Source organism: Natronomonas marina (genome assembly GCF_024298905.1).
GTDB lineage: Archaea > Halobacteriota > Halobacteria > Halobacteriales > Haloarculaceae > Natronomonas > Natronomonas marina.
The window spans coordinates 1928548-1950756 of sequence record NZ_CP101154.1 but is presented as its reverse complement, the minus strand read 5'-3'; the positions used below and the strand labels follow the sequence as shown (position 1 = coordinate 1950756).

At 67.7% G+C, this 22209-nt stretch carries 28 protein-coding genes; 16 read left to right on the top strand and 12 right to left on the bottom strand.

What is annotated here, in order from left to right; translation table 11 throughout:
* Window positions 1-5: 5 nt before the first annotated feature.
* Both glmU and NLF94_RS10475 read right to left on the bottom strand, forming a co-directional pair.
* Window positions 6-1190 (bottom strand): bifunctional sugar-1-phosphate nucleotidylyltransferase/acetyltransferase, encoded by a 1185-nt coding sequence (glmU, locus tag NLF94_RS10480; RefSeq protein ID WP_254837572.1) that lies wholly within the window; start codon window positions 1188-1190, stop codon window positions 6-8.
* Window positions 1191-1277: 87 nt separating this feature from the next.
* Window positions 1278-2624, bottom strand: coding sequence for a RimK family alpha-L-glutamate ligase (locus NLF94_RS10475; RefSeq protein ID WP_254837571.1), 1347 nt, complete (start codon window positions 2622-2624; stop codon window positions 1278-1280).
* A gap of 93 nt (window positions 2625-2717) precedes the next feature.
* On the opposite strand from NLF94_RS10475, the gene NLF94_RS10470 reads away from it, so the two are divergent.
* The 7 genes from NLF94_RS10470 (at window position 2718) to NLF94_RS10440 (ending at window position 8421) form a co-directional block, all read left to right on the top strand.
* A complete protein-coding gene (locus tag NLF94_RS10470) occupies window positions 2718-3728 on the top strand; it encodes a succinylglutamate desuccinylase/aspartoacylase family protein (protein WP_254837570.1) in 1011 nt (336 codons plus the stop codon).
* A 108-nt stretch (window positions 3729-3836) separates the two neighbouring features.
* A complete protein-coding gene (locus NLF94_RS10465) occupies window positions 3837-4214 on the top strand; it encodes an Hsp20/alpha crystallin family protein (RefSeq protein ID WP_254837569.1) in 378 nt (125 codons plus the stop codon).
* A gap of 152 nt (window positions 4215-4366) precedes the next feature.
* On the top strand, window positions 4367-4756 hold the full coding sequence (gene sdhC / locus NLF94_RS10460; protein WP_254837568.1) for a succinate dehydrogenase, cytochrome b556 subunit: 390 nt from the start codon (window positions 4367-4369) through the stop codon (window positions 4754-4756).
* Between the two features lies 1 nt (window position 4757).
* Window positions 4758-5123 carry a succinate dehydrogenase hydrophobic membrane anchor subunit gene (locus tag NLF94_RS10455; protein ID WP_254837567.1) on the top strand — a complete coding sequence of 122 codons (366 nt, stop codon included), beginning with the start codon at window positions 4758-4760 and terminating at the stop codon, window positions 5121-5123.
* A 2-nt stretch (window positions 5124-5125) separates the two neighbouring features.
* Window positions 5126-6010, top strand: coding sequence for a succinate dehydrogenase/fumarate reductase iron-sulfur subunit (locus NLF94_RS10450; RefSeq protein ID WP_254837566.1), 885 nt, complete (start codon window positions 5126-5128; stop codon window positions 6008-6010).
* Window positions 6011-6048: 38 nt separating this feature from the next.
* Window positions 6049-7875: an FAD-binding protein gene (locus NLF94_RS10445; RefSeq protein WP_254837565.1), complete on the top strand. Its 1827-nt coding sequence runs from the start codon at window positions 6049-6051 to the stop codon at window positions 7873-7875.
* Window positions 7876-8067: 192 nt separating this feature from the next.
* Window positions 8068-8421, top strand: a complete 354-nt coding sequence (locus NLF94_RS10440) for a DUF7344 domain-containing protein (protein ID WP_254837564.1) — start codon at window positions 8068-8070, stop codon at window positions 8419-8421.
* 333 nt (window positions 8422-8754) lie between these two features.
* Here the strand turns inward: NLF94_RS10440 and NLF94_RS10435 are convergent, their stop codons facing one another.
* Window positions 8755-9123: a HEPN domain-containing protein gene (locus tag NLF94_RS10435; RefSeq protein WP_254837563.1), complete on the bottom strand. Its 369-nt coding sequence runs from the start codon at window positions 9121-9123 to the stop codon at window positions 8755-8757.
* Between the two features lie 172 nt (window positions 9124-9295).
* Here NLF94_RS10435 and NLF94_RS10430 point away from each other — a divergent pair, with 172 nt between their 5' ends.
* The 4 genes from NLF94_RS10430 to hflX all read left to right on the top strand — a co-directional run bounded on the left by NLF94_RS10430 (window position 9296) and on the right by hflX (window position 12834).
* The gene (locus NLF94_RS10430) at window positions 9296-9781 is read left to right on the top strand and encodes an Rpp14/Pop5 family protein (RefSeq protein WP_254841417.1); all 486 of its coding nucleotides are present in this window, start codon (window positions 9296-9298) and stop codon (window positions 9779-9781) included.
* Window positions 9782-9783: 2 nt separating this feature from the next.
* Complete coding sequence (gene psmA, locus NLF94_RS10425) at window positions 9784-10527, top strand: archaeal proteasome endopeptidase complex subunit alpha (protein ID WP_254837562.1); 744 nt, start codon at window positions 9784-9786, stop codon at window positions 10525-10527.
* 201 nt (window positions 10528-10728) lie between these two features.
* Window positions 10729-11454: a ribosome assembly factor SBDS gene (locus tag NLF94_RS10420; RefSeq protein ID WP_254837561.1), complete on the top strand. Its 726-nt coding sequence runs from the start codon at window positions 10729-10731 to the stop codon at window positions 11452-11454.
* A 72-nt stretch (window positions 11455-11526) separates the two neighbouring features.
* Window positions 11527-12834, top strand: coding sequence for a GTPase HflX (hflX, locus tag NLF94_RS10415; RefSeq protein WP_254837560.1), 1308 nt, complete (start codon window positions 11527-11529; stop codon window positions 12832-12834).
* Here the strand turns inward: hflX and NLF94_RS10410 are convergent.
* From NLF94_RS10410 to NLF94_RS10395, 4 genes are all read right to left on the bottom strand, one after another.
* Complete coding sequence (locus tag NLF94_RS10410; protein WP_254837559.1) at window positions 12812-13315, bottom strand: hypothetical protein; 504 nt, start codon at window positions 13313-13315, stop codon at window positions 12812-12814. The two genes, hflX and NLF94_RS10410, sit on opposite strands and share 23 nt — an antisense overlap.
* Before the next feature lie 79 nt (window positions 13316-13394).
* Window positions 13395-13877: a cyclic pyranopterin monophosphate synthase MoaC gene (gene moaC / locus NLF94_RS10405; RefSeq protein ID WP_254837558.1), complete on the bottom strand. Its 483-nt coding sequence runs from the start codon at window positions 13875-13877 to the stop codon at window positions 13395-13397.
* A 46-nt stretch (window positions 13878-13923) separates the two neighbouring features.
* On the bottom strand, window positions 13924-15357 hold the full coding sequence (locus NLF94_RS10400; protein ID WP_254837557.1) for an NAD(P)H-hydrate dehydratase: 1434 nt from the start codon (window positions 15355-15357) through the stop codon (window positions 13924-13926).
* A gap of 66 nt (window positions 15358-15423) precedes the next feature.
* Entirely contained in the window at window positions 15424-15702 is a 279-nt protein-coding gene (locus NLF94_RS10395) for an acylphosphatase (RefSeq protein WP_254837556.1), read from the bottom strand.
* Window positions 15703-15807: 105 nt separating this feature from the next.
* On the opposite strand from NLF94_RS10395, the gene NLF94_RS10390 reads away from it, so the two are divergent.
* Window positions 15808-16221 (top strand): hypothetical protein, encoded by a 414-nt coding sequence (locus NLF94_RS10390; protein WP_254837555.1) that lies wholly within the window; start codon window positions 15808-15810, stop codon window positions 16219-16221.
* Here the strand turns inward: NLF94_RS10390 and NLF94_RS10385 are convergent.
* Complete coding sequence (locus tag NLF94_RS10385) at window positions 16203-17114, bottom strand: DNA-3-methyladenine glycosylase family protein (protein ID WP_254837554.1); 912 nt, start codon at window positions 17112-17114, stop codon at window positions 16203-16205. The genes NLF94_RS10390 and NLF94_RS10385 overlap by 19 nt on opposite strands.
* A gap of 126 nt (window positions 17115-17240) precedes the next feature.
* Between NLF94_RS10385 and NLF94_RS10380 the strand changes: the two genes are divergently transcribed.
* The gene (locus NLF94_RS10380; protein WP_254837553.1) at window positions 17241-17678 is read left to right on the top strand and encodes a DUF555 domain-containing protein; all 438 of its coding nucleotides are present in this window, start codon (window positions 17241-17243) and stop codon (window positions 17676-17678) included.
* 48 nt (window positions 17679-17726) lie between these two features.
* On the opposite strand, the gene NLF94_RS10375 is transcribed toward NLF94_RS10380, so the two are convergent.
* Window positions 17727-17963, bottom strand: a complete 237-nt coding sequence (locus NLF94_RS10375) for a UPF0058 family protein (protein ID WP_254837552.1) — start codon at window positions 17961-17963, stop codon at window positions 17727-17729.
* 164 nt (window positions 17964-18127) lie between these two features.
* Between NLF94_RS10375 and NLF94_RS10370 the strand changes: the two genes are divergently transcribed.
* Window positions 18128-18532 carry a translation initiation factor IF-2 subunit beta gene (locus NLF94_RS10370; protein WP_254837551.1) on the top strand — a complete coding sequence of 135 codons (405 nt, stop codon included), beginning with the start codon at window positions 18128-18130 and terminating at the stop codon, window positions 18530-18532.
* A gap of 7 nt (window positions 18533-18539) precedes the next feature.
* Here NLF94_RS10370 and NLF94_RS10365 read toward each other — a convergent pair whose 3' ends face one another.
* Both NLF94_RS10365 and NLF94_RS10360 read right to left on the bottom strand, forming a co-directional pair.
* Window positions 18540-18782, bottom strand: a complete 243-nt coding sequence (locus NLF94_RS10365; RefSeq protein WP_254837550.1) for a DUF7508 domain-containing protein — start codon at window positions 18780-18782, stop codon at window positions 18540-18542.
* Window positions 18782-19315: a DUF5796 family protein gene (locus tag NLF94_RS10360; protein WP_350355823.1), complete on the bottom strand. Its 534-nt coding sequence runs from the start codon at window positions 19313-19315 to the stop codon at window positions 18782-18784. Before NLF94_RS10360 ends, NLF94_RS10365 begins: the two co-directional genes overlap by 1 nt.
* 118 nt (window positions 19316-19433) lie before the next feature.
* On the opposite strand from NLF94_RS10360, the gene NLF94_RS10355 reads away from it, so the two are divergent.
* Entirely contained in the window at window positions 19434-20282 is an 849-nt protein-coding gene (locus NLF94_RS10355) for a shikimate kinase (protein ID WP_254837549.1), read from the top strand.
* A 146-nt stretch (window positions 20283-20428) separates the two neighbouring features.
* Window positions 20429-20695 (top strand): chorismate mutase, encoded by a 267-nt coding sequence (locus NLF94_RS10350; RefSeq protein WP_254841416.1) that lies wholly within the window; start codon window positions 20429-20431, stop codon window positions 20693-20695.
* 295 nt (window positions 20696-20990) lie between these two features.
* Here the strand turns inward: NLF94_RS10350 and NLF94_RS10345 are convergent, their stop codons facing one another.
* Window positions 20991-22097, bottom strand: a complete 1107-nt coding sequence (locus NLF94_RS10345; protein WP_254837548.1) for an IS630 family transposase — start codon at window positions 22095-22097, stop codon at window positions 20991-20993.
* Window positions 22098-22209: the final 112 nt, after the last annotated feature.

The following is a 22209-nucleotide window of genomic DNA, read 5'->3' as shown; positions in this document are numbered from 1 at the left end:
CCGGTTCACCGGTCCCGCGTGACGGACTCGCCCGGCGCCGTCGTCGCACCGGCCGACAGCACGACGCCGGGGGCGAGGCTGGTGTTGATGCCCGTCTTCGCGCCGGGGCCGGCGACGACGCCGTACTTGCGGCGGCCGGTCGAGACGCGCTCGCCCTTGACGGTCTGTTTCACGTTGCCGTCGTCGTGTCTGAGGTTCGCCACCTGCGTGCCGGCCCCGAGGTTCACGTCGGGACCGAGCAGGCTGTCGCCGACGTAGGAGACGTGCGGGACGGCGGCGCCGGCCATCAGCACCGAGTTCTTCACCTCGACGCCGTGGCCGACCTTGCAGCCCTCGCCGACGAGCGTGGCACCACGGACGTAGGCGTTCGGGCCGATTTCGGCGCCCGAGCGGACGAGGGCGGGCCCCTCGATTGTGACCCCCGGTTCTATCGTGGCGCCCTCCTCGACAACGACGGGGCCGCGCAACTCGGCGTCGCCGCGGACGTCGCCGTCGACGCGGCGGTCGAGACCGTCGAGTTTCCACTCGTTTGCCGCGAGCAGTTCCCACGGGCGGCCGACGCCGAGCCATCGCTCGACCGGCACCGCCCGCACGTCGCGCTCGGCGAGGAGGCGCTCGACGACGTCGGTTATCTCGTACTCGCCGCGCTCGCTCATCTCGACGTCGTCGAACCAGTCGGTCGCCTCGGCGGGGAAGCCGTAGGCGCCGACGTTGACGCGGTTGCTGGGCGGGTCGTCGGGCTTCTCGGTCACGTCGACGATTCGGTCGCCGTCGAGCGAGAAGACGCCGTACGGCCGGGGGTCGTCGACGGTGTAGGCGCCGACGGCGGGCGTCGCCTCGAACAGCGCCTCGATGGCCGCCTCGTCGTAGATGTCGTCGCCGTTCAGGACGGCGAAGTCGCCGTCGAGGTGGTCGGTCGCGGCGCCGACGGCGTGGGCGGTGCCGAGCTGTTCGGACTGGACCGCGTAGGTGACGGGCACGCCGCGGTAGGCGTCGCCGAAGTGCTCGCGGACGGCGTCGGCCTCGTAACCGACGACGAAGACGAGTTCGGAGGCGCCGGCGGCGACGGCGGCGTCGGCGGTGTGGGCACACAGCGGCCGGTCGGCCACCGGCAGCATCGGCTTCGGAACCGTCTCCGTCAGCGGTCGCATCCGGGTTCCTTCGCCCGCAGCGAGGATGACAGCCTGCATGTGGCGCCCGTCGCCGCCGAACGGGAAAAGCGGCCGGGGTTCGTCGGTCCTGGCGCACCGTCCCGCCGACGGACGCCGCAGTCCGGGTCACTCCTCCTCTTCGGTGTCGGACAGCGCGGGGGGTTCGGCCTCGTCGGCGCGCTCGCGGACGTCGACGTGGTAGTGCTGGAGGATGTCCCGGCCGAGCAGGATCGGGTAGTCCATGTGGCTGCGGTCCTCCACGCTCGCCGTGACGGTGTGCTGGGTCCCGCCGATGCCGACCACCAGGTCGACGACGGGCCGGGACTTTCCGGCCTTGACGCTCCCGGAGCGAACCTTGACGATGTCCTTGATCGGGCCGGTGCCGATGTCGGCGGCGAGCTGGGCGTCGATGCTCGTCCGGGTCGCGCCGGTGTCGGACTTCGCCAGGACGGTCTGCTGTCCGGTCGTTCCCATGACGGCGACCTCCTCGATGTAGCCGATGACGAGGGGTTCGACCGGGGATTTGGCCTGCTTTCTCGGCATACACGCCGGCCGCGAATCGTCGAGGTTCGCCGACAGCTCGTACACCCGCTCCTCGTCGACCTCACCGCCGGCGCGTTCGACGGCGAGTCTGACGATGTGCGGGGCGGGCGACCGTCCGGTCGCCTTGAACAGCCCCCGGAACCCGGCGGTGGGGTTGACCTCGAGGACGTAGTAGCCCTCCTCGCCCTGGACGATGTCGACGCCGGAGTAGTCCAGCCCGACCACGTCGGTCGCGCGTTTCGCCATCGTGACGACCTCCTCGGGGAGGTCGTCCGTGGCGTCCTCGACCTCGCCGCCCAGGGCCACGTTCGTCCGCCACTCGCCCTCCGGAGCGTAGCGGTTCATCGCGCCGACGATGCGGTCACCGACGACGTAGATGCGGAGGTCGTGGTGCCGCTGTTCGTCGTGCTCGATCAGCTCCTGGAGGAACGCTTGCCTGGAGCCGACCATCGGGTTGAGCTGGTCGTCGGTGTCCAGCTTCCAGGCCCCGCCGCCGTGGGTGCCGATGGCGGTCTTGTAGACGAACTCCGGGCCGAACCGCTCCCGGCGGGCGTTCAGCGTCTCGCCCGACAGCGCGAGCAGCGCGTCCGGGACCGAGACGCCGGCCTCGGCGAGTGCGACCCCGGTGGCGAACTTGTGCATCGCCGTCATGGTCGCGGTCGGCGTGTTCAGCATCGGCCGTGCCCGGTCGAGCATCGTCGCCAGCCCCAGCGCCTCCGCCGGCTGTTCTTCCTTCGACAGCAGCAGCCGATTGATGACGATGTCGACGTCGGGTTCCAGCGTCACCTCGCCGTCGTCGACCTCGACGACGGTGTTCTCCGCGCGGAGCCACTCGGTCCCGAAGCCGAGGTCGTCGGCGGCGTTGAGGATGGCCTTCGACTCCTTGGAGCTGTGGAGGCTGAGGACGCCGACGGTGAGGTCCGTTTCCATAGTATAGAACGTGGAACGCCGCAGAGCAAAACGATGGCGGTCACCACGGTCGGCGCCGGACGGGTTTATACCGTGTCCGCACCTGGAACCCGTATGTGCGGTGCATTCACGTACGACGGCGGGGTCGTCCGGCCCGGCGAGACGGCGGACCTCCGCTACACCGTGAGCGAGACCTATCTCGGGGACCCCGTGCGCGTTCCCGTGACCATCGTCAACGGCGAGCGCGAGGGACCGACCCTGTTCCTCTCGGCGGCGACCCACGGCGACGAACTCAACGGCATCGAAATCGTCCGCGAGGTGGCCCAAGAGTGGGACCACACCGATCTCGCGGGCACCCTGGTCTGTCTGCCGGTCCTCAACGTCCCCGGCTTCATCGCCCAGCAACGGTACCTCCCGATCTACGACCGGGACCTCAACCGCTCGTTTCCCGGGACGGAGACGGGTACCAGCGCCGACCGCATCGCTGGCCGGGTCTTCCGGAACTTCCTCGAACCGTGCGACTTCGGCGTCGACTTCCACACCTCGACGCGGGGCCGGACGAACGTACTCCACGTCCGGGCCGACACCGACCACGAGGGGGTCGAACGGCTGGCGAAAGCCTTCGCCTCGAACGTCGTCATCTCCAGCGAAGGGCCGGAGGGAACGCTCCGCGGGGCGGCCACGGAGGCCGGGACGCCGACCATCACCGTCGAACTGGGCGAGGCCCACCGGTTCCAGCGCCCGCTCATCGACGCGGCACTCGAGGGCGTCCTCTCGGTGATGGCGGAGTTGGGAATGCGCGAGACCGAGCGGGTCAAGTGGCCGGGCTGGCGGACCGTCATCGAGGGCGCCGACGAGAAGACCTGGCTCCGGGCCGACGCCGGCGGTCTCGTCGAGATGCACGCCGACCGCGGGTCGCTGGTCGAGACCGGCGATCCCATCTGTACCATCACCAACCCCTTCAAGACCGAGTCGGTGGTCGTCGAGGCACCGTTCACCGGCCTGCTGGTCGGCGTTCTGGAGAACCCGCTCGTCTATCCCGGCAACCCGCTGTGTCACCTGGTCGCGCTGGACGAACAGACGCGCCGGGCGTTCGAGGCCCACCACGCCTCGCTCCGCGAATAACTGGCCGTTCAGTCGGTTCGAGTCGGTATTGTGGTGTTTGCTAGCAAGATTAGAAAGATTTTTTACGAACCACGAACAATCGTCCGATGCACTCGAGGTGACAGACCCATGCTCGAGCCAACGACCCCGAGCAGCTGGCGACAGAGCCTCGACCTCCCGAGCCGGCTCTTCGGCGAGGGGTTCACCGGTGGTAACGACTACGAACTGTACGAGGAGGACGGTGAGTTCGTCCTCAGCATCGACGCGCCCGGCTTCGAGCGCGAGGACATCGACCTGACCTGGGACGGCGGTGTCCTCAACGTCGCCGCCGAGCACGTCGACGAGGACCGCGGCCGGAAGCGCACCTACCACCGACGGTTCCGGTTCCCGAAGGACGTCGAGACCGACGCCATCTCCGCGTCGTACACCAACGGCGTCCTCGAGGTGACCCTCCCCATCCAGGAGGGCATCGAGCCCCGCGGCGAGCCCATCCCCATCGAGGGCTGACGTCGCGGTAGCCGACGCACCGTTTTTCCGCCCGCCGTTCGCGGTTGCCACTCCACGTTTCGAGGCGGGCGCCCGTCCACGACCCCGGAGACCCCTGTGACACGTTCCCGGAAGGTAACTACTATACCGGCGGGGAACTGACGCTACCGTGCATGAGTCAATCGTACGACCGGGGTCTGATAGAGGACTTCGGGCGGTGGCGGGAGTTCTCCGCCGGGATGTGGGCCTGGGTGTTCCACAAGTTCACCGGCTGGGTACTCATCGGCTACCTGTTTACACACATCGCCGTGTTGAGCACGGCGACGGTGGACGGGACCACCTACACCACGACGCTGCAGGGGCTGGAGGAACTGCTCGTCGTGCGGTTCCTCGAGGTCGGCCTGCTGGCCGTCGCGGTCTTTCACATCCTGAACGGCGTCCGACTGCTGTTCGTCGACCTCGGTGTGGGGCTGGAGGCACAGGACAAGGCGTTCTACGCCGCACTGATAATCACGGCTGCCATCACGGTCGCCAGCGTTCCGACCTTCCTGGGAGGGTTCTGAGATGGCGGACTACTACTCCTCGTTCGAGCCGAAGGGCACGCGCTGGCTGCTCCAGCGCATCACCGCCGCGTTCCTCGTGGTGGTCCTGGCGTATCACTTCCTGCTGTTGCACTTCGTCAACCACGCAGCCGAGATAACCTTCGCCGGCACGACCGCGCGGATGAGCCAGGTCGGGTACTTCTCGACGATGGTGCTGTTCCTCGTGACGGCGACGTTCCACGGCGTCAACGGCGTCTACAACGCCCTCGTCAACCAGGGGCTGGAGGGAACCCCGAAGACGGCCGTCAAGTGGCTGCTCGTCGGCGCCAGCGTCATGCTGGTCGTCCAGGGCATCCGCGTCTCGCTGGCGATGACCAACCTGGTGTAACCATGAGTACGCAAATAGAACAAGAGTCCGAAGCCGAGACGGAAGCCGAGGCCGACGTGGAGACCGAGGCCGAATCGACTCACCAGCAGCGCCGACTGACGGCCAAACACGACCGCGCCGACATGCGGCAGCGCGCCGAGGCGGAACTGTCCGAGACCGACGAGACGGTGAAGCTGAAGGTGTTCCGCTACGACCCGGAGGTCGAGGGCAAGTCCGACCCCCGGTTCGACACGTTCCGGGTCCCCTTCACGAAGGGGATGACGGTGCTGGACGCGCTCATCTTCGCCCGCGACCACTTCGACTCCTCGCTGACCTTCCGACACTCCTGTCGGCAGGCCATCTGTGGGTCCGACGCGCTGTTCATCAACGGCCGCCAGCGACTCGGCTGCAAGACACAGATGTCGGACCTGGACTGGCCGGTCCGCATCGAACCGCTCCCGCACGCCGAGGTGGTCAAGGACCTCGTCGTCGACATGGAGCACTTCTACGACCAGATGGAGTCCGTCGAGCCGTACTTCCAGACCAACGACCTGCCGTCGGGCGAACTCGAGGAGCAACGGCAGGACCGCGCCAACCGCGAGAAGATCAAGATGTCGACGCGATGCATCTGGTGTGGCGCCTGCATGTCGTCGTGCAACATCGCGGCGGGCGACAACGAGTACCTCGGGCCGGCGGCCATCAACAAGGCCTACCGCTTCGCCATGGACGAACGCGAGGGCGAGGACATGCAGGAACACCGCCTCAACATCATCGAGCAGGAGCACGGCGTCTGGCGGTGCCAGACCCAGTTCTCCTGTACCGAGGTGTGTCCGAAGGACATCCCGCTGACCGAGCACATCCAGGAACTGAAGCGCGAGGCGGTCAAGAGCAACCTGAAGTTCTGGTAGAAACACGCTAAAGAGAGTTCAGTCCAAACACATCACCAATGCACGAACACGACGTCATCGTCGTCGGCGCCGGCGGAGCGGGTCTCCGTGCGGCCATCGCGGCCCACGAGGAGGGCGCCGACGTCGCCATGGTCACGAAGTTACACCCGGTCCGGTCGCACACCGGCGCCGCGGAGGGCGGCATCAACGCCGCCCTGCGGGACGGCGACGACTGGGAACTGCACGCGTACGACACGATGAAGGGGTCGGACTACCTCGGCGACGCCCCCGCAATCGAGAAACTGGCACAGGACGCCCCCGAGGAGGTCGTCCAACTCGAGCACTGGGGGATGCCCTTCTCCCGGGAGGACGACGGCCGGGTCTCCCAGCGGCCCTTCGGCGGCCTGTCCTTCCCGCGGACCACCTACGCGGGCGCCGAGACCGGCCACCACCTGCTGCACACGATGTACGAGCAGGTCGTAAAGCGGGGCATCACGGTCTACGACGAGTTCTACGTCTCCCGACTCGCCGTGACGGACCACGACGACCCCGAGGACCGCGAGTGTCACGGCGTCGTCGCCTACGACATCAAGTCGGGCGACATCGTCGGCTTCCGGGCCACCAACGGCGTCATCCTCGCGACCGGCGGCGACGGACAGGTCTTCGACCACACGACCAACGCCGTCGCGAACACCGGCGACGGGCCGGCGATGGCCTACCGGGCCGGCGTCCCCGTCGAGGACATGGAGTTCGTCCAGTTCCACCCGACGACGCTGCCGTCGACGGGCGTGCTCATCTCCGAGGGCGTCCGCGGCGAGGGCGGCATCCTCTACAACGGCAACGGCGAGCGGTTCATGTTCGAGTACGGCTACGCGAACAACGCCGGCGAACTGGCCTCCCGGGACGTCGTCGCCCGCGCGGAGTTGACCGAGGTCAACCAGGGCCGCGGCATCGAGGACGAGTACGTCCACCTCGACATGCGGCATCTCGGCGAGGAGCGCATCTATGACCGCCTGGAGAACATCATCCACCTCGCGGAGGACTTCGAGGGCGTCGACCCCGTCGAGGAACCGATGCCGGTCAAACCCGGCCAGCACTACCACATGGGCGGCGTCGAGACCAACGAGCACGGCCAGACCTGCATCGACGGCCTGTACGCCGCCGGCGAGTGTGCGTGTGCCTCGGTCCACGGTTCGAACCGCCTGGGCGGCAACGCCCTGCCGGAACTCATCGTCTTCGGCGCCCGCGCCGGCCGCCACGCCGCCGGGACGGACCTCGGGACCGCCGAGGTGCCGACGGGTCCCTCCGCCCGCAGCGAGGACGAGACCGACCTCGACACCCCGGTCGACCCCGGTGCCCTCGAGACCGACGGCGATGTCGCGGCCGACGGCGCCCTCGTCGAACCCGCCGAGGTCGTCGACCACGCCGTCGAGATGGAGCGCGCACGCGTGGAGGACATGCTCGAACGAGACGGCACCAACCACGCCGAAATCCGCGAGGACCTCCAGAAGGCGATGACGCGCAACGTCAACGTCTTCCGCAACGAGGAGGGCCTGAAGACGGCCCTGGAGACCATCCGGGAGTGCCGCGAGCGGTACAAGGACGTCGCCGTCGCCGACCCCTCCCGGACGTTCAACACCGACCTCATCCACACCATCGAGACGCGGAACCTCATCGACATCGCCGAGACCATCACCCTCGGCGCACTGGCCCGCGATGAGTTCCGCGGCGCCCACTGGCGGCAGGAACACCAGGAGCGGAAGGACGACGAGTGGCTCAAGCACACCATGATCGCCTGGGACGGCGGCACCCCCGACCTCTACTACAAGCCCGTCATCCTCGAAGGCGAGAACAAGGAGTACGAGCCGAAGGTCCGCAGTTACTGAGGTTCGCGGAACCGTCGTAGATCCGTTTTTCTCGACCTCCTGCCCCCGATACCCCTACTGAGAGACATATCAGGAGACGTCTGGAACCCCTCCAAAACCCCGTCCAGTCCGGCCCGTCGAACGGGTTCTCGAAATCCTGAATATACGTAAGTATTTACGAGGCGGCGCGTTTCGCAACGAGAGACATATAAAATGTCAACAAAAGAGATTGAGGTCGGAGGCTCGCTGAACGAACTGTTCGAGATGCTCAGCCACGGACATCGCCGTCGCGTGCTCGTGGCCGTTGGACGACAAAACCCGCAGGACGACGAGGACATCGCATCGGAATCGGTCGCGGAGAGGGACGAGCGTGGCGACGACGAGGCGCTCGACTCGGTACAGCAGCAACTCTACCACGCCCACCTCCCCAAACTGGCCGAGGCGGGATTCATCGACTGGAACCGCGATTCCGGGGTCATCACCCGCGGGCCGCGGTTCGAGGAAATCGAACCGCTCCTCAGATTGATGAGCGACCACGAGGACGAACTGCCGGACGGCTGGCCGTAACCCTGCTACTGGTGTAGTGGACGCTGTCGTGAGAGGGTGGGAACAGCGCCCCGTTCGGCAGGACTGGCGTGCCTGGCACCACCGGATGATTTCAACGAGAGCAGAGTTCTCTCTTGGGGGCGGGCGGCGGTCGATACCCGGGCGAGCATACGCCGAACGAAGCGAGGCGTTTTGGTTCGGGAGTGCGAGGCTCTCCCATCGACGAAAGACCGCGCGTGCGGTCCTTCGAACGATTCCGAGGGCGAGGCCCGCGTGACGGCGGTTTTTTCATCGACGTTTTTCAAGGAGTGGTGCGCGAGCGGAGCGAGCGCACCCGACGCAGAAAAAGGTCGGTTAGCAGAAGTCTTCCATGTCCTCGACGAACCGCTCGGCGCGCACCAGTTTGGCGTCGAGGTCCATCTCGACGTCCTCGTGTTCGTAGTCGGCCTTCTTGCGGTAGGCGCGCAGGCCGTTGAGGAACTGGGCGTCCTCCATGGACGTCTCCTCGGCGATGACGACATCCTCGGCGAACTGCGCGGGGACGTGGTCCTCGTCGTCGGGCAGCGTCCCGCGGACGGAGAGGACGGCCTGGGCGGCGTGGAAGGCCGCGAAGTAGGTCCGGTTGACGACACCGGCCGTCGAGCCGTCGGCTTCCCGGAGTTTCTGGGCGTCGTCGAGCGCCTCGCGTGCCTTCCGCAGTTCGGCGTCGGCGAAGTCCGTCATCGGCGGCGCCCTCCTGCGGTCGCGTTCGCGGTCCGGTTTCGGTCCCCTCGTCGTGGTCCGTCTCGCATGTGGGTCCGATGCGCACCTCTCGCCTTCAATCCCGGGGTCCTCGGTCGAGCAGGACCGGCACTCGACCGCCGGAGATATGTCCGTGGGCGCCGTCGACGAATCCGTGAAGCACCTCCCGAAGCACCTCCGTCCGCGGTGGCGGTATCTGGCGGTCGGGCTGGAGTCGTGGCCCGAGGCGGACGTCGACCGCCGTAGCTTCCAGCGGGCGCTGTGGTTCGCCGCCCAGAATTTGCTGGGCGACGCCGGCAGCGCCGACCTCGACGGGTCGGTGCTGACGTTCCGGTTCGAGGACGGGGCCGGCGAGGCGGTCGTCCGCGCTCGCCGCGGGGAGGTCGAGCGGTTGCGTGCCGTGCTGGCGACGGTCGACGCCGTCGACGGCGACGACGTGGGCGTCGTCGTCCGGGGCGTCAGCGGAACGGTGCGGGCCTGTGAGGAAAAGTATATACGAGGCCCGGCGGAAGTTTCCGAGGAGAGAAACGTCGTGTTCGCTGGTGCCGACCGGCACGCCGTCGTCCGGGGCGACCGGGTCGACGCCGACGTCGGCGGCGGCCATGTGGGCGCGACGGCACTCGATATCCGCGACAACTAACAATGCAGGGACAATCGCAGCAGCAGGCGTACGACCGGGGGATAACCATCTTCTCGCCGGACGGCCGCCTGTACCAGGTCGAGTACGCACGAGAGGCGGTAAAACGAGGCACGGCGTCCATCGGCATTCGAACGCCCGAGGGCGTGGTGCTTGCGGTCGACAAGCGCATCCGTAGCCCGCTGATGGAGCGGACGAGCGTCGAGAAGATCCACAAGGCCGACGACCACGTCGGCATCGCCAGCGCCGGCCACGTCGCCGACGCCCGCCAGCTCATCGACTTCGCGCGGCGGCAGGCGCAGGTCAACCAGCTTCGCTACGGCGAGCCGATCGGCGTCGAGACGCTGACGAAGGCCGTCACCGACCACATCCAGCAGTACACCCAGGTCGGCGGCGCCCGACCGTTCGGTGTCGCGCTCATCATCGGCGGCATCGAGGACGGCGAGCCGCGCCTCTACGAGACGGACCCCTCGGGGACGCCCTACGAGTGGCAGGCGCTCGCGGTCGGCGCCGACCGCGGCGAAATCGAGGACTACCTCGAGGCCAACTACGAGGCCGAGATGACGCTGGAGGAGGGCGTCGGGCTGGCGCTGGCGGCGCTGGCGTCGGTCAACGACGGCGGACTCGCCCCGGAGGGCATCGGCGTCGCCACCATCCCCACCGAAACCGCGACCTTCGAGGAACTCTCCGACGAGGAGACCCGCGAGTACCTCGAGGCCAACGACCTGCTGGATACCGACGAGGAGTAAGCCGGTCGCCGCCGACCGCAAGCGCGACCCCACTCCGAGGAACGGTCGTATTCGCCCTTCGACGATTCTGCCGCTCGACGCCCGCCACCGGAGCGGCGGGACCGTCGGCGGCGTGCGGCCGACACCGTCGTCTCGACGGAGCAGTAACGCGTGACGCCCGACGTAAACAGCTTTTAACCCCGCCCGCTCGTAGCGGCGTGTATGATATCACTCGACGAGGCGGTGACCGCCCGCCTGGAATCGCACGGCGAGCGGTTCGAGGTACTGGTCGACCCGGACGCGGCCCTCGCCATCAAGCGCGGCGAGTTCGACGGCGACCTCGAGGAGGTCATCGCCGCCGAGGACGTCTTCGAAGACGCCTCCAGCGGTGACCGCCCGCCCGAGAGCGCTCTCGAGGAGGTGTTCGGGACCACCGAGCCGCTGGAGATCATCCCGGAGGTCATCGAGCGCGGCGAGATACAGATCACGGCCGAGCAGCGCCGCGAGATGCAGGAACAGAAGCACAAACAGCTCATCAACCAGATCGCCCGCAACGCGGTCAACCCCCAGATGGACGACGCGCCGCACCCGCCCGAGCGCATCGAGCGCGCCCTGGAGGAGGCCGGCTTCCAGGTCGACCCGATGGAACCCGTCGAGAACCAGGTCGACGACGCCCTGGATGCGCTGCGGCCCGTCATCCCCATCCGGTTCGACGAGGTGGTGATGGCGGTGCAGGTACCGGCCGACTACGCCGGCAGTGCACAGGCGCAAATCCGGCAGTTCGGCGACCTGCAGGATGAGGAGTGGCAGTCCGACGGTTCGTGGGTCGGCGTCCTGAAGTTCCCCGCGGGCCTGCAAAACGAGTTCTACGACCTCGTCAACGAACACACCAGCGGCGAGGCCGAGACCCGCGTCGTCAAGGACGAGGACGAGATTGGGACGCGGTGACGCCGCCCGGCATGTCAACTGTCGACGGCGTTGCCCGACGCTTAAATATCCCGACCGCCTAGTCGACGACGAGTGACAGGGACAAACGGCAGGGCGGTCGTCGCCAAACGGGTCGACGACGGCCACCCGGACACCGAGGAGATACGTGATCTGGCGCGGGCGGCCGGCTACACCGTCGCCGGCGAGGTGACGCAGACGCGGACGGAGGATCCCGCGCTCTGTCTCGGGGAGGGCAAGGTTGCCGAGCTGGCCGACCGCGTCGCCGCGACGGACGCGACGGCCGTGATATTCGACAACCGGCTCGGTCCCTACCAGACCTACAACCTGGGGACGAAGCTACCGACGGGCGTCGAGGTGGTCGACCGGTTCCGGCTCATCCTCGACATCTTCGGGCAGCGCGCCCGGACGAAGAAGGCCCAGTTACAGGTCGAACTGGCCGAACTCCGGTACGAACTCCCGCGGGCGGAGGCGAAGGCATCGCTCGCCAAGCGGGACGAGCGCCCGGGGTTCATGGGGCTGGGCGAGTACGACGAGTCCCGCGAGCGGGACATCAAGGCCCAGATAAGCCGCATCAGCGACGAACTGGAACGCATCGAGGAGACCGAACAGCACCGCCGCGAGCAGCGCCGGGAGTCGGGGTTCGACCTCGTGGCGCTGGCCGGCTACACCAACGCCGGCAAGTCGACGCTGCTGCGCCGCCTGGCCGAAGACGTCGACATCGACGAGAACGAGGGACTGCATCCGGACCTCGACTCGACGGCCGAGTCCGAAGACCGGCTGTTCACCACGCTCGGGACGACCACCCGCCGGGCGGCGTTCGACCGCCGGAACGTGCTCGTGACCGACACCGTCGGGTTCATCTCCGATTTGCCTCACTGGCTCGTCGAGTCGTTCAAGTCGACGCTCTCGGAGGTGTACCGGGCCGACCTCGTTCTCCTGGTCGTCGACGTCTCCGACCCCATCGAGGAGATACGCGAGAAACTGGTGACGTGTCACGACACGCTCTACGAGCGCAACGAGGCGCCCATCGTCACCGTCCTCAACAAAATCGACGCCGTCGACGACGAGGAACTGGAGCGCAAGCGGGAGGCGCTGTCGGCGCTGGCGCCGAACCCCGTCGCCATCAGCGCGAAGGAGGGCGACGCCGTCGACGCGCTCCGGGAGCGCATCGACCGCGAGTTGCCCGACTGGCGCCGCGAGCGGCTTGTCGTCCCGATGACCGACGACACGATGAGCTTCGTCTCGTGGGTCCACGACCACGCCGCGGTCGAGGACGTCGACTACGGGGAGCAGGTCACCATCGACTTCGAGGCCCGGCCAGCGGTCGTCGAGCAGGCCAGAGCGAAGGCCAGCGACCTCACCGTCGCGCCCGCGGAGTAGCGTCGCCGGAGTCCCGGACGAGAAGCGCCGCCAGCAGTCCGAGCGCGACGAGTTCGACGATTTTCGACGGCAGCGCGAAGTGGCCCGACGCCAGCCGTTCGAGGAAGGTCGGTTCCGTACTCTCCGTGTCCCAGCCGTGGGTGTGGCCGCCGGCCGCCTCGCCGTGGGAGTGACTCGCCTCCGGCGGCTGCCAGTCGAGTCCGAGTGCGGACTCGGAGAGCCCCAGCGCGTAGACGTCGACGTAGGCGACCAGCGAGACGAGAAGGAGCGCGATTCCGCCGAGGTAGGCGGTCCGGCGGGAGACGGCGCCGAGACCGGTCGCCGCGACGCCGGCCAGCGCGACCGCGCCCCACGCGACCAGAAGCAGCGAAAGCGGCGTCACCTCGGTCGCCAGGGCGTCGACGCCGACGGCGACGTGCATGGCGCCGGCGAGTCCGACGAGGGTGCCCGCGGCGGTCGGCAGGTGGATTCCCTCGGCCATGGTCCGGGATTCACGCCGTGACGTAAAACGCTAGGCCGTGTTCCGTCCCAAATTCGGCCGCGTCGTCCGCCCTCGACCGTCAGGGGTCTCTCTTTTCCTTCGAGACGACCGCCACGTCGGTGATGCGGGTCTCGGGGTACTGTCCGTTTTCGTCCTTCTCGGCGGCCTTGACCATGTCCCAGACGACATTCAGGCCGGTCGTGACGCCCTCCAGGGCCTCCATCTCGCACCCGGTCGTGCCGGTGGTCTCGACGGCCACCTCGATTCCGACCCGGTCGTCGCCGACCGAAAAGTCGACATCGACGTTCGTGACGGGAATCTGGTGGCACATCGGCACCGACTCCCAGGTGTGCTTGACGGCCTGGATGGCGCCGACCCGCGCGACGGCGAGGACGTCGCCCTTCTCGATGCCGTTTTCCGCTATCGCCTCGACCGTCGAGGGGCGGAGCCGTATCTCGCCGCGGGCGACCGCGCGCCGCTCCGTGACCGGCTTGTTCCCGACGTCGACCATCCGGGCGTCACCGTCGTCGGTGACGTGGGTGAGGTCCGACTCGTCGCTCATACTCGCCTCTCTCGGCGGGACGGCGAAGAAACCTGCGGCGCCGCGGTCAGTCGTCGGGCCACAGCGCCCGCGGGACCGCCTCCAGCAGGTCGGTCGCCGTGAGGCCGTAGCCGTACTCCTCGACGACGAGGTCGCCCGCGCGGCCGTTGGCGTAGGCGGCCACGGCGCCCGCCCCGGCCGGGTCGAGGACGCAGGCCATCGCCCCGCCGACACCCGCGAGGACGTCGCCGGTCCCGCCGACGGTCATGCCGGGGTTGCCGGTCCGGTTGAGCCGCGTGGTCTCGCCGTCGGAGACGACGTCGTAGGCGCCCTTGACCAGCAGCGTCGCGCCCAGGTCGGCGGCGAAGGCCTCGACGAGGGCGGCCCGCTCGCCGGGGTCGTCGGCCGTCTCGCCGCCCATCTTCCGGAGTTCGCCCTGGTGGGGCGTACACAGCAGGGTCGCGTCGGTGTCGACGTCGGGGACGACCTGCAGCGCGTCGGCGTCGACGACGGCCGTGCCGTCGAAGCCGGCGAGGAACTCGCGGACGGCGGCGAGCGTTCCCTCGTGGTCGCCGAGGCCCGGGCCGAGGACGACGCAGTCGGCGTCCCCGGCGGCCGCGAGCAGGCCCTCGACGTGGTTCGGCGCGAGTCGGTCGCCCGAAAGCGGGTCGACGATGAGGTTCTCGCTGTACCCCTGCACCTCGCCGGCGACGCCCTCGGGACAGGAGACGTACGCGAGGTCGGCGCCGGCCCGGAGCGCGGCCTGCGCGGTGAGCGCTGGCGCGCCGGTGTAGGGACCGCCGCCGACGACCCGGACCTCGCCGAAGTCGCCCTTGTGTGCGGTCGGGTCCCGCGAGAGCCGTAGCAGGTCGCCCCGTTCGACGAACCGCTCGGCGGCCGCCGGGATGCCGATGTCTGCGACGGTCACCGCGGCGTCGACGGACTCCAGCCCCGGTTTCTCGTCGTGGAAGGTGACGACGTGGTCGGCATCGACGGCGACGCCGGCCGCCTCGCCCGTATCGGCGTCGACGCCCGAGGGGACGTCCACGGAGACGACGGTGGCGTCCACGTCGTTCATCGTCCGGGCGGCGGTCGCTTCGGGTTCCCGGAGCGCGCCCGTCACGCCGGTGCCGAGCATGGCGTCGACCACGACGTCGGGGTCGCCGAGCGAGAGCGCCGCCGAGTCGGTCACCTCGCGGGCGTCCAGTTCGGCCGACTGCAGTGCGTCCCAGTTCTCGCGTGCGATGGTCGTCGAGATGGTCTCCGCGCGTCCCAGTAGGTGGACGGTGACGTCGAACGCCGAGAGGAAGCGGGCGGTCACGAAGGCGTCGCCGCCGTTGTTGCCCCGACCGCAGACCAGCGCCACGGCGTCACCCGGGTCGGCCACCTCGCGGACGACCCGGGCGACGGCGTTGCCCGACGACTCCATCAACTGCTTGCGGGGGACGCCGAGCGCGGCCGCGTTCGCGTCGACGACGGCCATCTCCTCGCTCGATATCATGGCCGCGGGTTCGGCCGGCGAGCCGTTAATGGTTCCTGTCGGACCACGCCGGACCGCGGCCGCGGTTCAGTACCGTATCTCGAAGCCCGATTCGCCCTTGGGGTCCGTGTACTCCACCTCGACGTCCTCGACGACGGCCCGCTGGCTGCCGGTGTGACACCACTCGACCATCGCCTCGACGGCCGCCGCATCGCCCTCGAAGACGGCCTCGACGCGGCCGTCGTCGAGGTTCCGGACCCAGCCGTCGACGCCCTTCTCACGGGCCGTATCGCGGGTGTTCGCGCGGTAGTAGACGCCCTGTACCGTCCCGGAGACGAAAACGTGTGCGCGAGTTCGCTCGCCCATGGACGGCGGTTGTGGACGAAGGCTCTAAAGGGTCGGTTCCGCCGGGCCGTCCGGGAGCAGGGCCGAACGGTCGGCTTTTGATGCTCCCGTTCCAACGGTCGCCGGATGCTGGAGACGCTCAGGGCGGCGCTGACGCCGAACGTCGAGGCGGTGCGGCGAGGGTCGGTCGGCGGGTGGGACCGTGCGGCCGAGTTCCCCTACACCCACCACACCGAGGCGGCGTCGGCCGCCCGACGCCACCGGGACAACGGCCGGCCGGAGCGGGCGGAGGCACTCTTCGAGTGGTGTCTCGACTACGCGGAGGCCGAGGCCGCCGCCGAGTACTTCATGGACGTGCCACCGGCCCACTACGAGGCGCTCGCGGACCTCTACCGGGAGGCGGGCCGCGAGGCTGCCGAGGTTTCGGTCCTGGAGCGCTACGTCGAGTTCGTCCGGACCATCGGCGGGACGCCCCGGAGCCGGGTGCTCGACCGGCTCGAAACCGCCCGCGAGCGGGCGGGTCAGGACTCGCGGAGGTAGTGGAACACGTACGTCTGTGCGTAGCCGGCGTACTCGCCGCCGAACCGCTCGCGTATCGCCCGTGAAGTGGCCTCGTACCCCCCGCGCTCGCAGTCGGGGTAGTGCTCCTCGATTGCGGTCCGGATCCAGGTGTCCAGCGGGACCGCCTGCAGGTAGCCAAGCGAGAACAGCAGCACGCAGTCGGCGACCTTCTGGCCGACGCCGACGAACCGGGTGAGCGACGCCCGGGCGTCCTCGTAGTCGAGGCCGCGGGCCTCCCCGGGGCGGGCCTCGCCGCCGGCGACCATCTCGGCGGTCCGCTTGACGTACGGCGCCCGGTAGCCCAGCGAGAGGTCACGGAGTTCCGACTCGGTGGCCGCCGCCAGGCGGTCGGGCGTCGGGAACGCGGCGTAGGATTCGCCGTCGAACTCGACGCGCTCACCGTAGCGGTCCGCCAGGGCGACCTGCATGCCGTGGATGCGGGCGACCCGCATCTGTGCCGAGCAGATGAAGGAGATCAGCGAGGGGAAGGGCGGGTCCCGGACCAGTCGCATTCCCCCGTAGGCGTCGTAGGCGCGCTCCAGGAGCGGGTCGGAGGGGGTCGCGGCGACGATGGCGTCGAGGTCGTCGTCGAGGCGGAGTAGCTCCTCGAGTCGGGCGTAGGCGTTCGGCGTCGAGGCTGCCCACTCGATTCGGCCGTCGCGTTGCCGGACCCGGAGCACCTCGGGTTCGTTGGTTTCCGTCGCCGTCGACGGCAGGACGGTGTGGTACCAGGCGTCGCCGCCGGCGGCGTCGGCCGTCTCGTACATGCGGCCGTCGGCCCGCCGCCACAGGTAGGACTGCCCGCTCTCGACGGTCGCCTGTAGGTCGAACCCGCCGTCGAGCGCCGCGACCGCACGACTCCCCGTGTCCATACCGGTCCCATGCGGGCGCGGGGCTTCGGCCTTTCGAGTCCGGGGCGGCCGGGACATCGGGGCGGTGTCAGCGGCGTTCGACCGGTGGGGCGAACCTTCTTTGCGATAGGATTGCAATGTCTTACCATGGACTGCCGGGTCGTCGTAGAGGCTGCCGTTCCCGTGTACGACGTCGAGACGGCCGACGAAGCCGTCCGCATCGCGATTTCGAAGACCGGTGAGATGCTCAACCCCGACCTCAACTACGTCGAGATCAACATGGGCGAGCGGACCTGTCCGAACTGCGGCGACGAACGGGAGCCGGCCTTTATCGCCGCCGACGAGGGGCTGGTCGCCCTCGAACTCGAGATGACCGTCTTCAACGTCGAGCGCGACGAACACGCCTCGCGGGTGGCCCGCAAGGAGATCGGCCAGCGGCTCACGAACATCCCGCTGGAGGTGGTCGAGGTCGAAGTGCTCGAAGAAGAGGACGACGACGGGGACGCCGTCGACGAGCCGGAGGCGACCGAGAGCCAGGACGACGAGGAGGTTCTGCCGGAGTTCGAGGATCTGATGGACGAGTAGCTGACGCTGGAAACGTCGCGTCCGTGAGAACCGTTCGTCCGTCCGCTATCAGTCGGCAGCGGCCGAGACCGGAGCCTCGGCTTCGCGTTCCATCTCTTCGGTGATCCCGTCGGCCAGCGCAAAAACAGCCGCCTTGTGGTCGGTCTTCGATTTGTGGATCGATGTCGGTCGAATACCGAGTTCGGTGTACTTGGCGTGCTCTACCTCGCACTCCGCCATCTGCTCGTAATGCTCGCAAACCTCTGCAAGCAGGCCGTGGAGATGAATGAGCTCCTGCTTCTTCATGGTCACCTTCGCGTAACAACTCGGGGCTTATAGAACTATCCTGACACTGGTTAACACGTACCTGCGGTAGACGGCCCCTGACACACGTTATCATGAGATTCGGGATGAGCGTGACCGTCGCGGTGGCTGAAAGGTTTTTGCTGTCCGCTTACCAACGGCCTGGTATGGATTACGAGGAGCAACTCGACCGTGCGATCGAGTCGTCACCGGACATCGAGGGCTCGGAGAGTCGGTTCTCGCTCCCGGAGCCGAACGTCCGACAGGAGGGCAACGTCACGGTCTACGAGAACTTCCAGTCGACGCTGGACACGCTGGACCGCGAGGACACCCACGTCATGAAGTACCTCCAAAACGAGCTCGGCACCAGCGCGAACATCGACGAGCGGGGCCGTCTCCGGCTGACGGGCGAGTTCCGCACGAGTCGTGTCCGGGAGGCCATGGAGGAGTACGCCGACGCCTACGTCCTCTGTTCGGAGTGCGGGCTGCCGGACACGCGACTGGAGACGGAGAACGGCGCGAAGGTACTGCGGTGTGAGGCCTGCGGCGCCCGCTCGCCGGCGGGCAACTGAGTCCCGGCTACAGCCGCTCTCTGTGTTCTTCGAGGAGTCGCTCGGCCGCGGTGCGGTTCGGGGTCGCCTCCCAGCGGACCTGCGACCCGTCGCCGTACGCGATGGCCTCCTTCAGTTCGTCCCGGAGCGGACCCGCCTCGACTGCGACGACGTTACCCGCCTCGTCGCCGAGTTCGTAGATGCCGTAGCTGTCGGGAACCGAGTCGACGGTGGCCCGCTCAAGCGGTTTCCAGGGCTTTCGCAGCGGCATCACTCGCCCCCTTCGTCGGTCCCTTCGCTGGGTTCCCCGTCGCCCTCGCCGCTCGCGGGTCGCTCGCGCTCCCCGCTCGCCCCGTTCGAGACCTCCCGCTGGTCGGCCTCGCTGCCCACTATCTCGTAGGCAGCCTCTCCCATCTCGTCCTCGGCGAAGACGAACACGCGCCCGCGGGCGGCCTCGGGGTCGGCCGTCACCTCGATTCGGTAGCCGTGGTTCTCCGCCTCGACGCCGGGGAACAGCGACGTCTCCTCGCCGCCGTCGAGTAGGACGCGGCCGACGCCCGTCGACTCGAGTATCTCGTCGTGGGTGTTGCGGTCGTTGACGTACACCATCACCCCCTCCCGTTCGTCCGGCGAGGTGACGAGGACGTGCACGTCCTTGCCCGGGCCACAGACGACCGACCCCTCGCGTTTCTCGGGAACGCCGTGGTAGAAGACCGACCGGTCGTCGAGGTACTCCACCTCGACACCCTCCGGTTCGAGCGAGACGCGGAGCGTCTCGGGGGCGATGTCGCTTCGCTGGGGCATGGCCGACGGTAGGACCGACGCTCTCAAAAGGCGGTCGGTCGCGGTTCGGGAGCAACGGGTCACGGAGCCGTTGCGCTAACCGCCACCGCTTTGTAGCCGCCACGGTGAGGTGCGGACGATGGAAGGTCGCGCAGCCGCCCCCGCGGCAGGGACCGTGCTGAACGCCCTGGCGAACGGCTACGGCGCCGCCTTCGCCATCGACGCCCACACGGAGGCGACCGTCGAACTCGACGAGACGGGCGAGGTGACCGGCGAGATAGCCGGCGCGCCGGAGGCCGACACGCGACTGATCGAGCGTTGCGTCGAGGTAGTCGTCGAGCAGTTCGGCGACGGTGAAGGCGGCCACGTCCGCACCGAGAGCGACGTGCCGATGGCCTCGGGACTGAAGTCCTCGAGCGCCGCCGCCAACGCCGCGGTGCTGGCGGCGCTGTCGGCGCTGGACGCGACCGACGAGATCGCCCGCGAGGACGCCTGCCGGCTGGGCGTCGACGCCGCCCGCGAGGTCGGCGTCACCGTCACGGGCGCCTTCGACGACGCCTCCGCGTCGATGCTCGGCGGCGTGACCGTCACGGACAACACCGAAGACGCCCTGCTCCGGCGGGACGAACCCGACTGGGACGTGCTGGTCTACACGCCCGACGAGCGGGCGTTCTCAGCGGACGCCGACGTCGCGCGGTGCGAGCGAATCGCGCCGACCGCCGACGTGGTCTACGAACTCGCCGCCGACGGCGACTACGAGCGGGCGATGGGCGTCAACGGCTTCGCCTTCTGTGCGGCGCTGGGGTACCCGGCCGACCCCATCGTCGAGGCGATGCCCGAAGCGGCGGCGTCGCTGTCTGGCACCGGGCCGAGTTACACCGCCGTCGGCGACCGGGAGACGCTGGTCGAGTTGCGCGACGTCTGGGAGAAGCGAGAGGGACACACATGGTTGACAACGACACAACACACGGGAGCGACGACGCTGTGAGCGAGGAAAGCGAGGCCGAACGCAGTGAGGCCTCGGACGTGGCGATCGGGGAGCGCGAGCGACCCGCGAGCGGCGAGGCCGACCAGCGGGAGGCCTCGGAAGGGGCGAGCGGGAAGAGTGGAGCAGCCGCCCGCACCGCCGAGGAGATGGGTCTCGACGAACTCCGGACGGAGATACGGACCATCGACCGCGAGATAGTCGAGCTAATCGCCCAGCGGACCTACGTCGCCGAGAGCATCGCCGAGGTCAAACGCCAGCAGGGGATGCCGACGACCGACGAGTCCCAGGAGGAGGCGGTCATGGAGCGGGCCGGCGAGAACGCCGAGCAGTTCGACGTCGACGCCAACCTGGTGAAGGCCATCTTCCGGCTGCTCATCGAGCTGAACAAGGTGGAGCAGCGAGAGTCTAGGTAACACACAACACGATTTTGTGCAGTCCTTTCTTTCACGTTAAATTGCCCTGACTAGCCGCTCGGTCGAGTCTGCGTATCGAGCGGCTGATTCACTCCCTGGAAACTGAAACGAGCCCGCCACGTACACGGAGCCCGGCATCCGCCGAGCGGGGCCTTCGGAGAAGGCCCCCGAGGCGGTTCGCGGCGGCGCGAAGCGCCGCCGTAGCGCGCACGGACTGACGCGACGCCCCCGGCGTCGCGGAAGGAGTACGCGCGCATATTTTCCCCACGTTTTTGCCGACCCGGCGGCTTAGTGATTAGCGGATCTTATTGAGGAATCCACTGAGGTGATTGTCAATCCACGATGCAGCGAAGCTCAGTTGCTCGGTCAGTTCTTCGAACAGATCGTCAAGGAGTGTTCGGTACTCGTCTTCATCTTCGACAATCAGCGGTGATGACTCCCACTTGAGACTTTTCCAGACTGGCTCGATTGGATTGAGATGCGGCGATCCAACCGGAAGGAATACGAGATCAATTCCTAGTTCGTGGGCACGCTTGCGAGTGTACTTGCAAATGTGAGATGAGAAGTTATCTAAAACGAGCAGAATCCGGGTACGCGGATTCTGCTCGCGGATCGTCTCGAAGCACTCACAGATCTGTTCTTTCTCCTGGTTCGGCGGAAACGACAGTACACTCTCACCGTTGAGTGCATAGAACCCGGCCGCTGGTGTGTCGATTTTCACCAGCGGCCGGGTGATGTGTGGGTCATCAACTGTGTACATCCGCTGAGAATTGTCCCACGGCTGTGGATGTGACAGGTCGAAAAACCCGATGACTGTGCCACCATCTGTTCGAATATCCTCGTCACGGTCCCAGTCTTCGTCGTCTTGATCTTTCTCTCGTTTGTTGTGAGGCTGATCGTCGGCATCCTCGTCGAACGCGTACTCGACGCGTTCGTCGAGAATCCCTTCGGCGTCGTCTGGTCGATCAGGACGTTTCGTCCGTGGAATAGCGTACGAGAGGCCGAGGTTGTCCAGAAACGTCGGTAGATAGTGTGGATGATACTCGATATTGAATTCCTCGTTGAGGAGATGCTGAATCTCCTGTTTTTTCCAGGGCTGGCCCTCACGGAGTCGCTCGATCAGTCGCTGCTGTTCGGCCTCGCCGAGCTTCGGGGGCCTGCCGCCCCCGAAGTTCGGCGTGAGTTTGCCCAGTCCTCCTTCATTCCAGCGTTCGACCCAGTTGTCAGCTGTCCCCTCTGATCGCCCAACGTCATCAGCGGCTTCAGCGAGCGTCGCTCCCTTGTATAGCCGTTTGATGAACACGAGCCGTTCGTGTTGCTTCACGTCGTCAGTTTCCGTGAGCAGTCTATCCAGGTCTTCCTCGCTCAGGTGGCGTACAACTTCTTTCTCACGGCCAGTCATTACATCGAAAAGACGGTTTTCCTCAATAACTTCCCCGAATGACTATGCCGCCGGGTCCTGTAAAAAGTGGGCTGTATTGACCGATTCGCATCTCTCTGTTTAGGGAAGCGCG

What these genes read in the sequence shown, in the direction of transcription:
- NLF94_RS10375 (WP_254837552.1), bottom strand. Translation starts at nt 17,963, where the DNA reads ATGAAGAAGCAGGAGCTCATTCATCTCCACGGCCTGCTTGCAGAGGTT.
- NLF94_RS10370 (WP_254837551.1), top strand. Translation starts at nt 18,128, where the DNA reads ATGGATTACGAGGAGCAACTCGACCGTGCGATCGAGTCGTCACCGGAC.
- NLF94_RS10380 (WP_254837553.1), top strand. Translation starts at nt 17,241, where the DNA reads ATGGACTGCCGGGTCGTCGTAGAGGCTGCCGTTCCCGTGTACGACGTC.
- NLF94_RS10360 (WP_350355823.1), bottom strand. Translation starts at nt 19,315, where the DNA reads ATGCCCCAGCGAAGCGACATCGCCCCCGAGACGCTCCGCGTCTCGCTC.
- NLF94_RS10440 (WP_254837564.1), top strand. Translation starts at nt 8,068, where the DNA reads ATGTCAACAAAAGAGATTGAGGTCGGAGGCTCGCTGAACGAACTGTTC.
- sdhC (WP_254837568.1), top strand. Translation starts at nt 4,367, where the DNA reads ATGAGTCAATCGTACGACCGGGGTCTGATAGAGGACTTCGGGCGGTGG.
- NLF94_RS10410 (WP_254837559.1), bottom strand. Translation starts at nt 13,315, where the DNA reads ATGGCCGAGGGAATCCACCTGCCGACCGCCGCGGGCACCCTCGTCGGA.
- glmU (WP_254837572.1), bottom strand. Translation starts at nt 1,190, where the DNA reads ATGCAGGCTGTCATCCTCGCTGCGGGCGAAGGAACCCGGATGCGACCG.
- NLF94_RS10365 (WP_254837550.1), bottom strand. Translation starts at nt 18,782, where the DNA reads ATGCCGCTGCGAAAGCCCTGGAAACCGCTTGAGCGGGCCACCGTCGAC.
- NLF94_RS10390 (WP_254837555.1), top strand. Translation starts at nt 15,808, where the DNA reads ATGCTGGAGACGCTCAGGGCGGCGCTGACGCCGAACGTCGAGGCGGTG.
- NLF94_RS10345 (WP_254837548.1), bottom strand. Translation starts at nt 22,097, where the DNA reads ATGACTGGCCGTGAGAAAGAAGTTGTACGCCACCTGAGCGAGGAAGAC.
- NLF94_RS10445 (WP_254837565.1), top strand. Translation starts at nt 6,049, where the DNA reads ATGCACGAACACGACGTCATCGTCGTCGGCGCCGGCGGAGCGGGTCTC.
- NLF94_RS10450 (WP_254837566.1), top strand. Translation starts at nt 5,126, where the DNA reads ATGAGTACGCAAATAGAACAAGAGTCCGAAGCCGAGACGGAAGCCGAG.
- moaC (WP_254837558.1), bottom strand. Translation starts at nt 13,877, where the DNA reads ATGAGCGACGAGTCGGACCTCACCCACGTCACCGACGACGGTGACGCC.
- NLF94_RS10470 (WP_254837570.1), top strand. Translation starts at nt 2,718, where the DNA reads ATGTGCGGTGCATTCACGTACGACGGCGGGGTCGTCCGGCCCGGCGAG.
- NLF94_RS10435 (WP_254837563.1), bottom strand. Translation starts at nt 9,123, where the DNA reads ATGACGGACTTCGCCGACGCCGAACTGCGGAAGGCACGCGAGGCGCTC.
- NLF94_RS10465 (WP_254837569.1), top strand. Translation starts at nt 3,837, where the DNA reads ATGCTCGAGCCAACGACCCCGAGCAGCTGGCGACAGAGCCTCGACCTC.
- NLF94_RS10350 (WP_254841416.1), top strand. Translation starts at nt 20,429, where the DNA reads ATGGGTCTCGACGAACTCCGGACGGAGATACGGACCATCGACCGCGAG.
- NLF94_RS10355 (WP_254837549.1), top strand. Translation starts at nt 19,434, where the DNA reads ATGGAAGGTCGCGCAGCCGCCCCCGCGGCAGGGACCGTGCTGAACGCC.
- psmA (WP_254837562.1), top strand. Translation starts at nt 9,784, where the DNA reads ATGCAGGGACAATCGCAGCAGCAGGCGTACGACCGGGGGATAACCATC.
- NLF94_RS10475 (WP_254837571.1), bottom strand. Translation starts at nt 2,624, where the DNA reads ATGGAAACGGACCTCACCGTCGGCGTCCTCAGCCTCCACAGCTCCAAG.
- NLF94_RS10385 (WP_254837554.1), bottom strand. Translation starts at nt 17,114, where the DNA reads ATGGACACGGGGAGTCGTGCGGTCGCGGCGCTCGACGGCGGGTTCGAC.
- NLF94_RS10420 (WP_254837561.1), top strand. Translation starts at nt 10,729, where the DNA reads ATGATATCACTCGACGAGGCGGTGACCGCCCGCCTGGAATCGCACGGC.
- NLF94_RS10400 (WP_254837557.1), bottom strand. Translation starts at nt 15,357, where the DNA reads ATGATATCGAGCGAGGAGATGGCCGTCGTCGACGCGAACGCGGCCGCG.
- NLF94_RS10455 (WP_254837567.1), top strand. Translation starts at nt 4,758, where the DNA reads ATGGCGGACTACTACTCCTCGTTCGAGCCGAAGGGCACGCGCTGGCTG.
- NLF94_RS10395 (WP_254837556.1), bottom strand. Translation starts at nt 15,702, where the DNA reads ATGGGCGAGCGAACTCGCGCACACGTTTTCGTCTCCGGGACGGTACAG.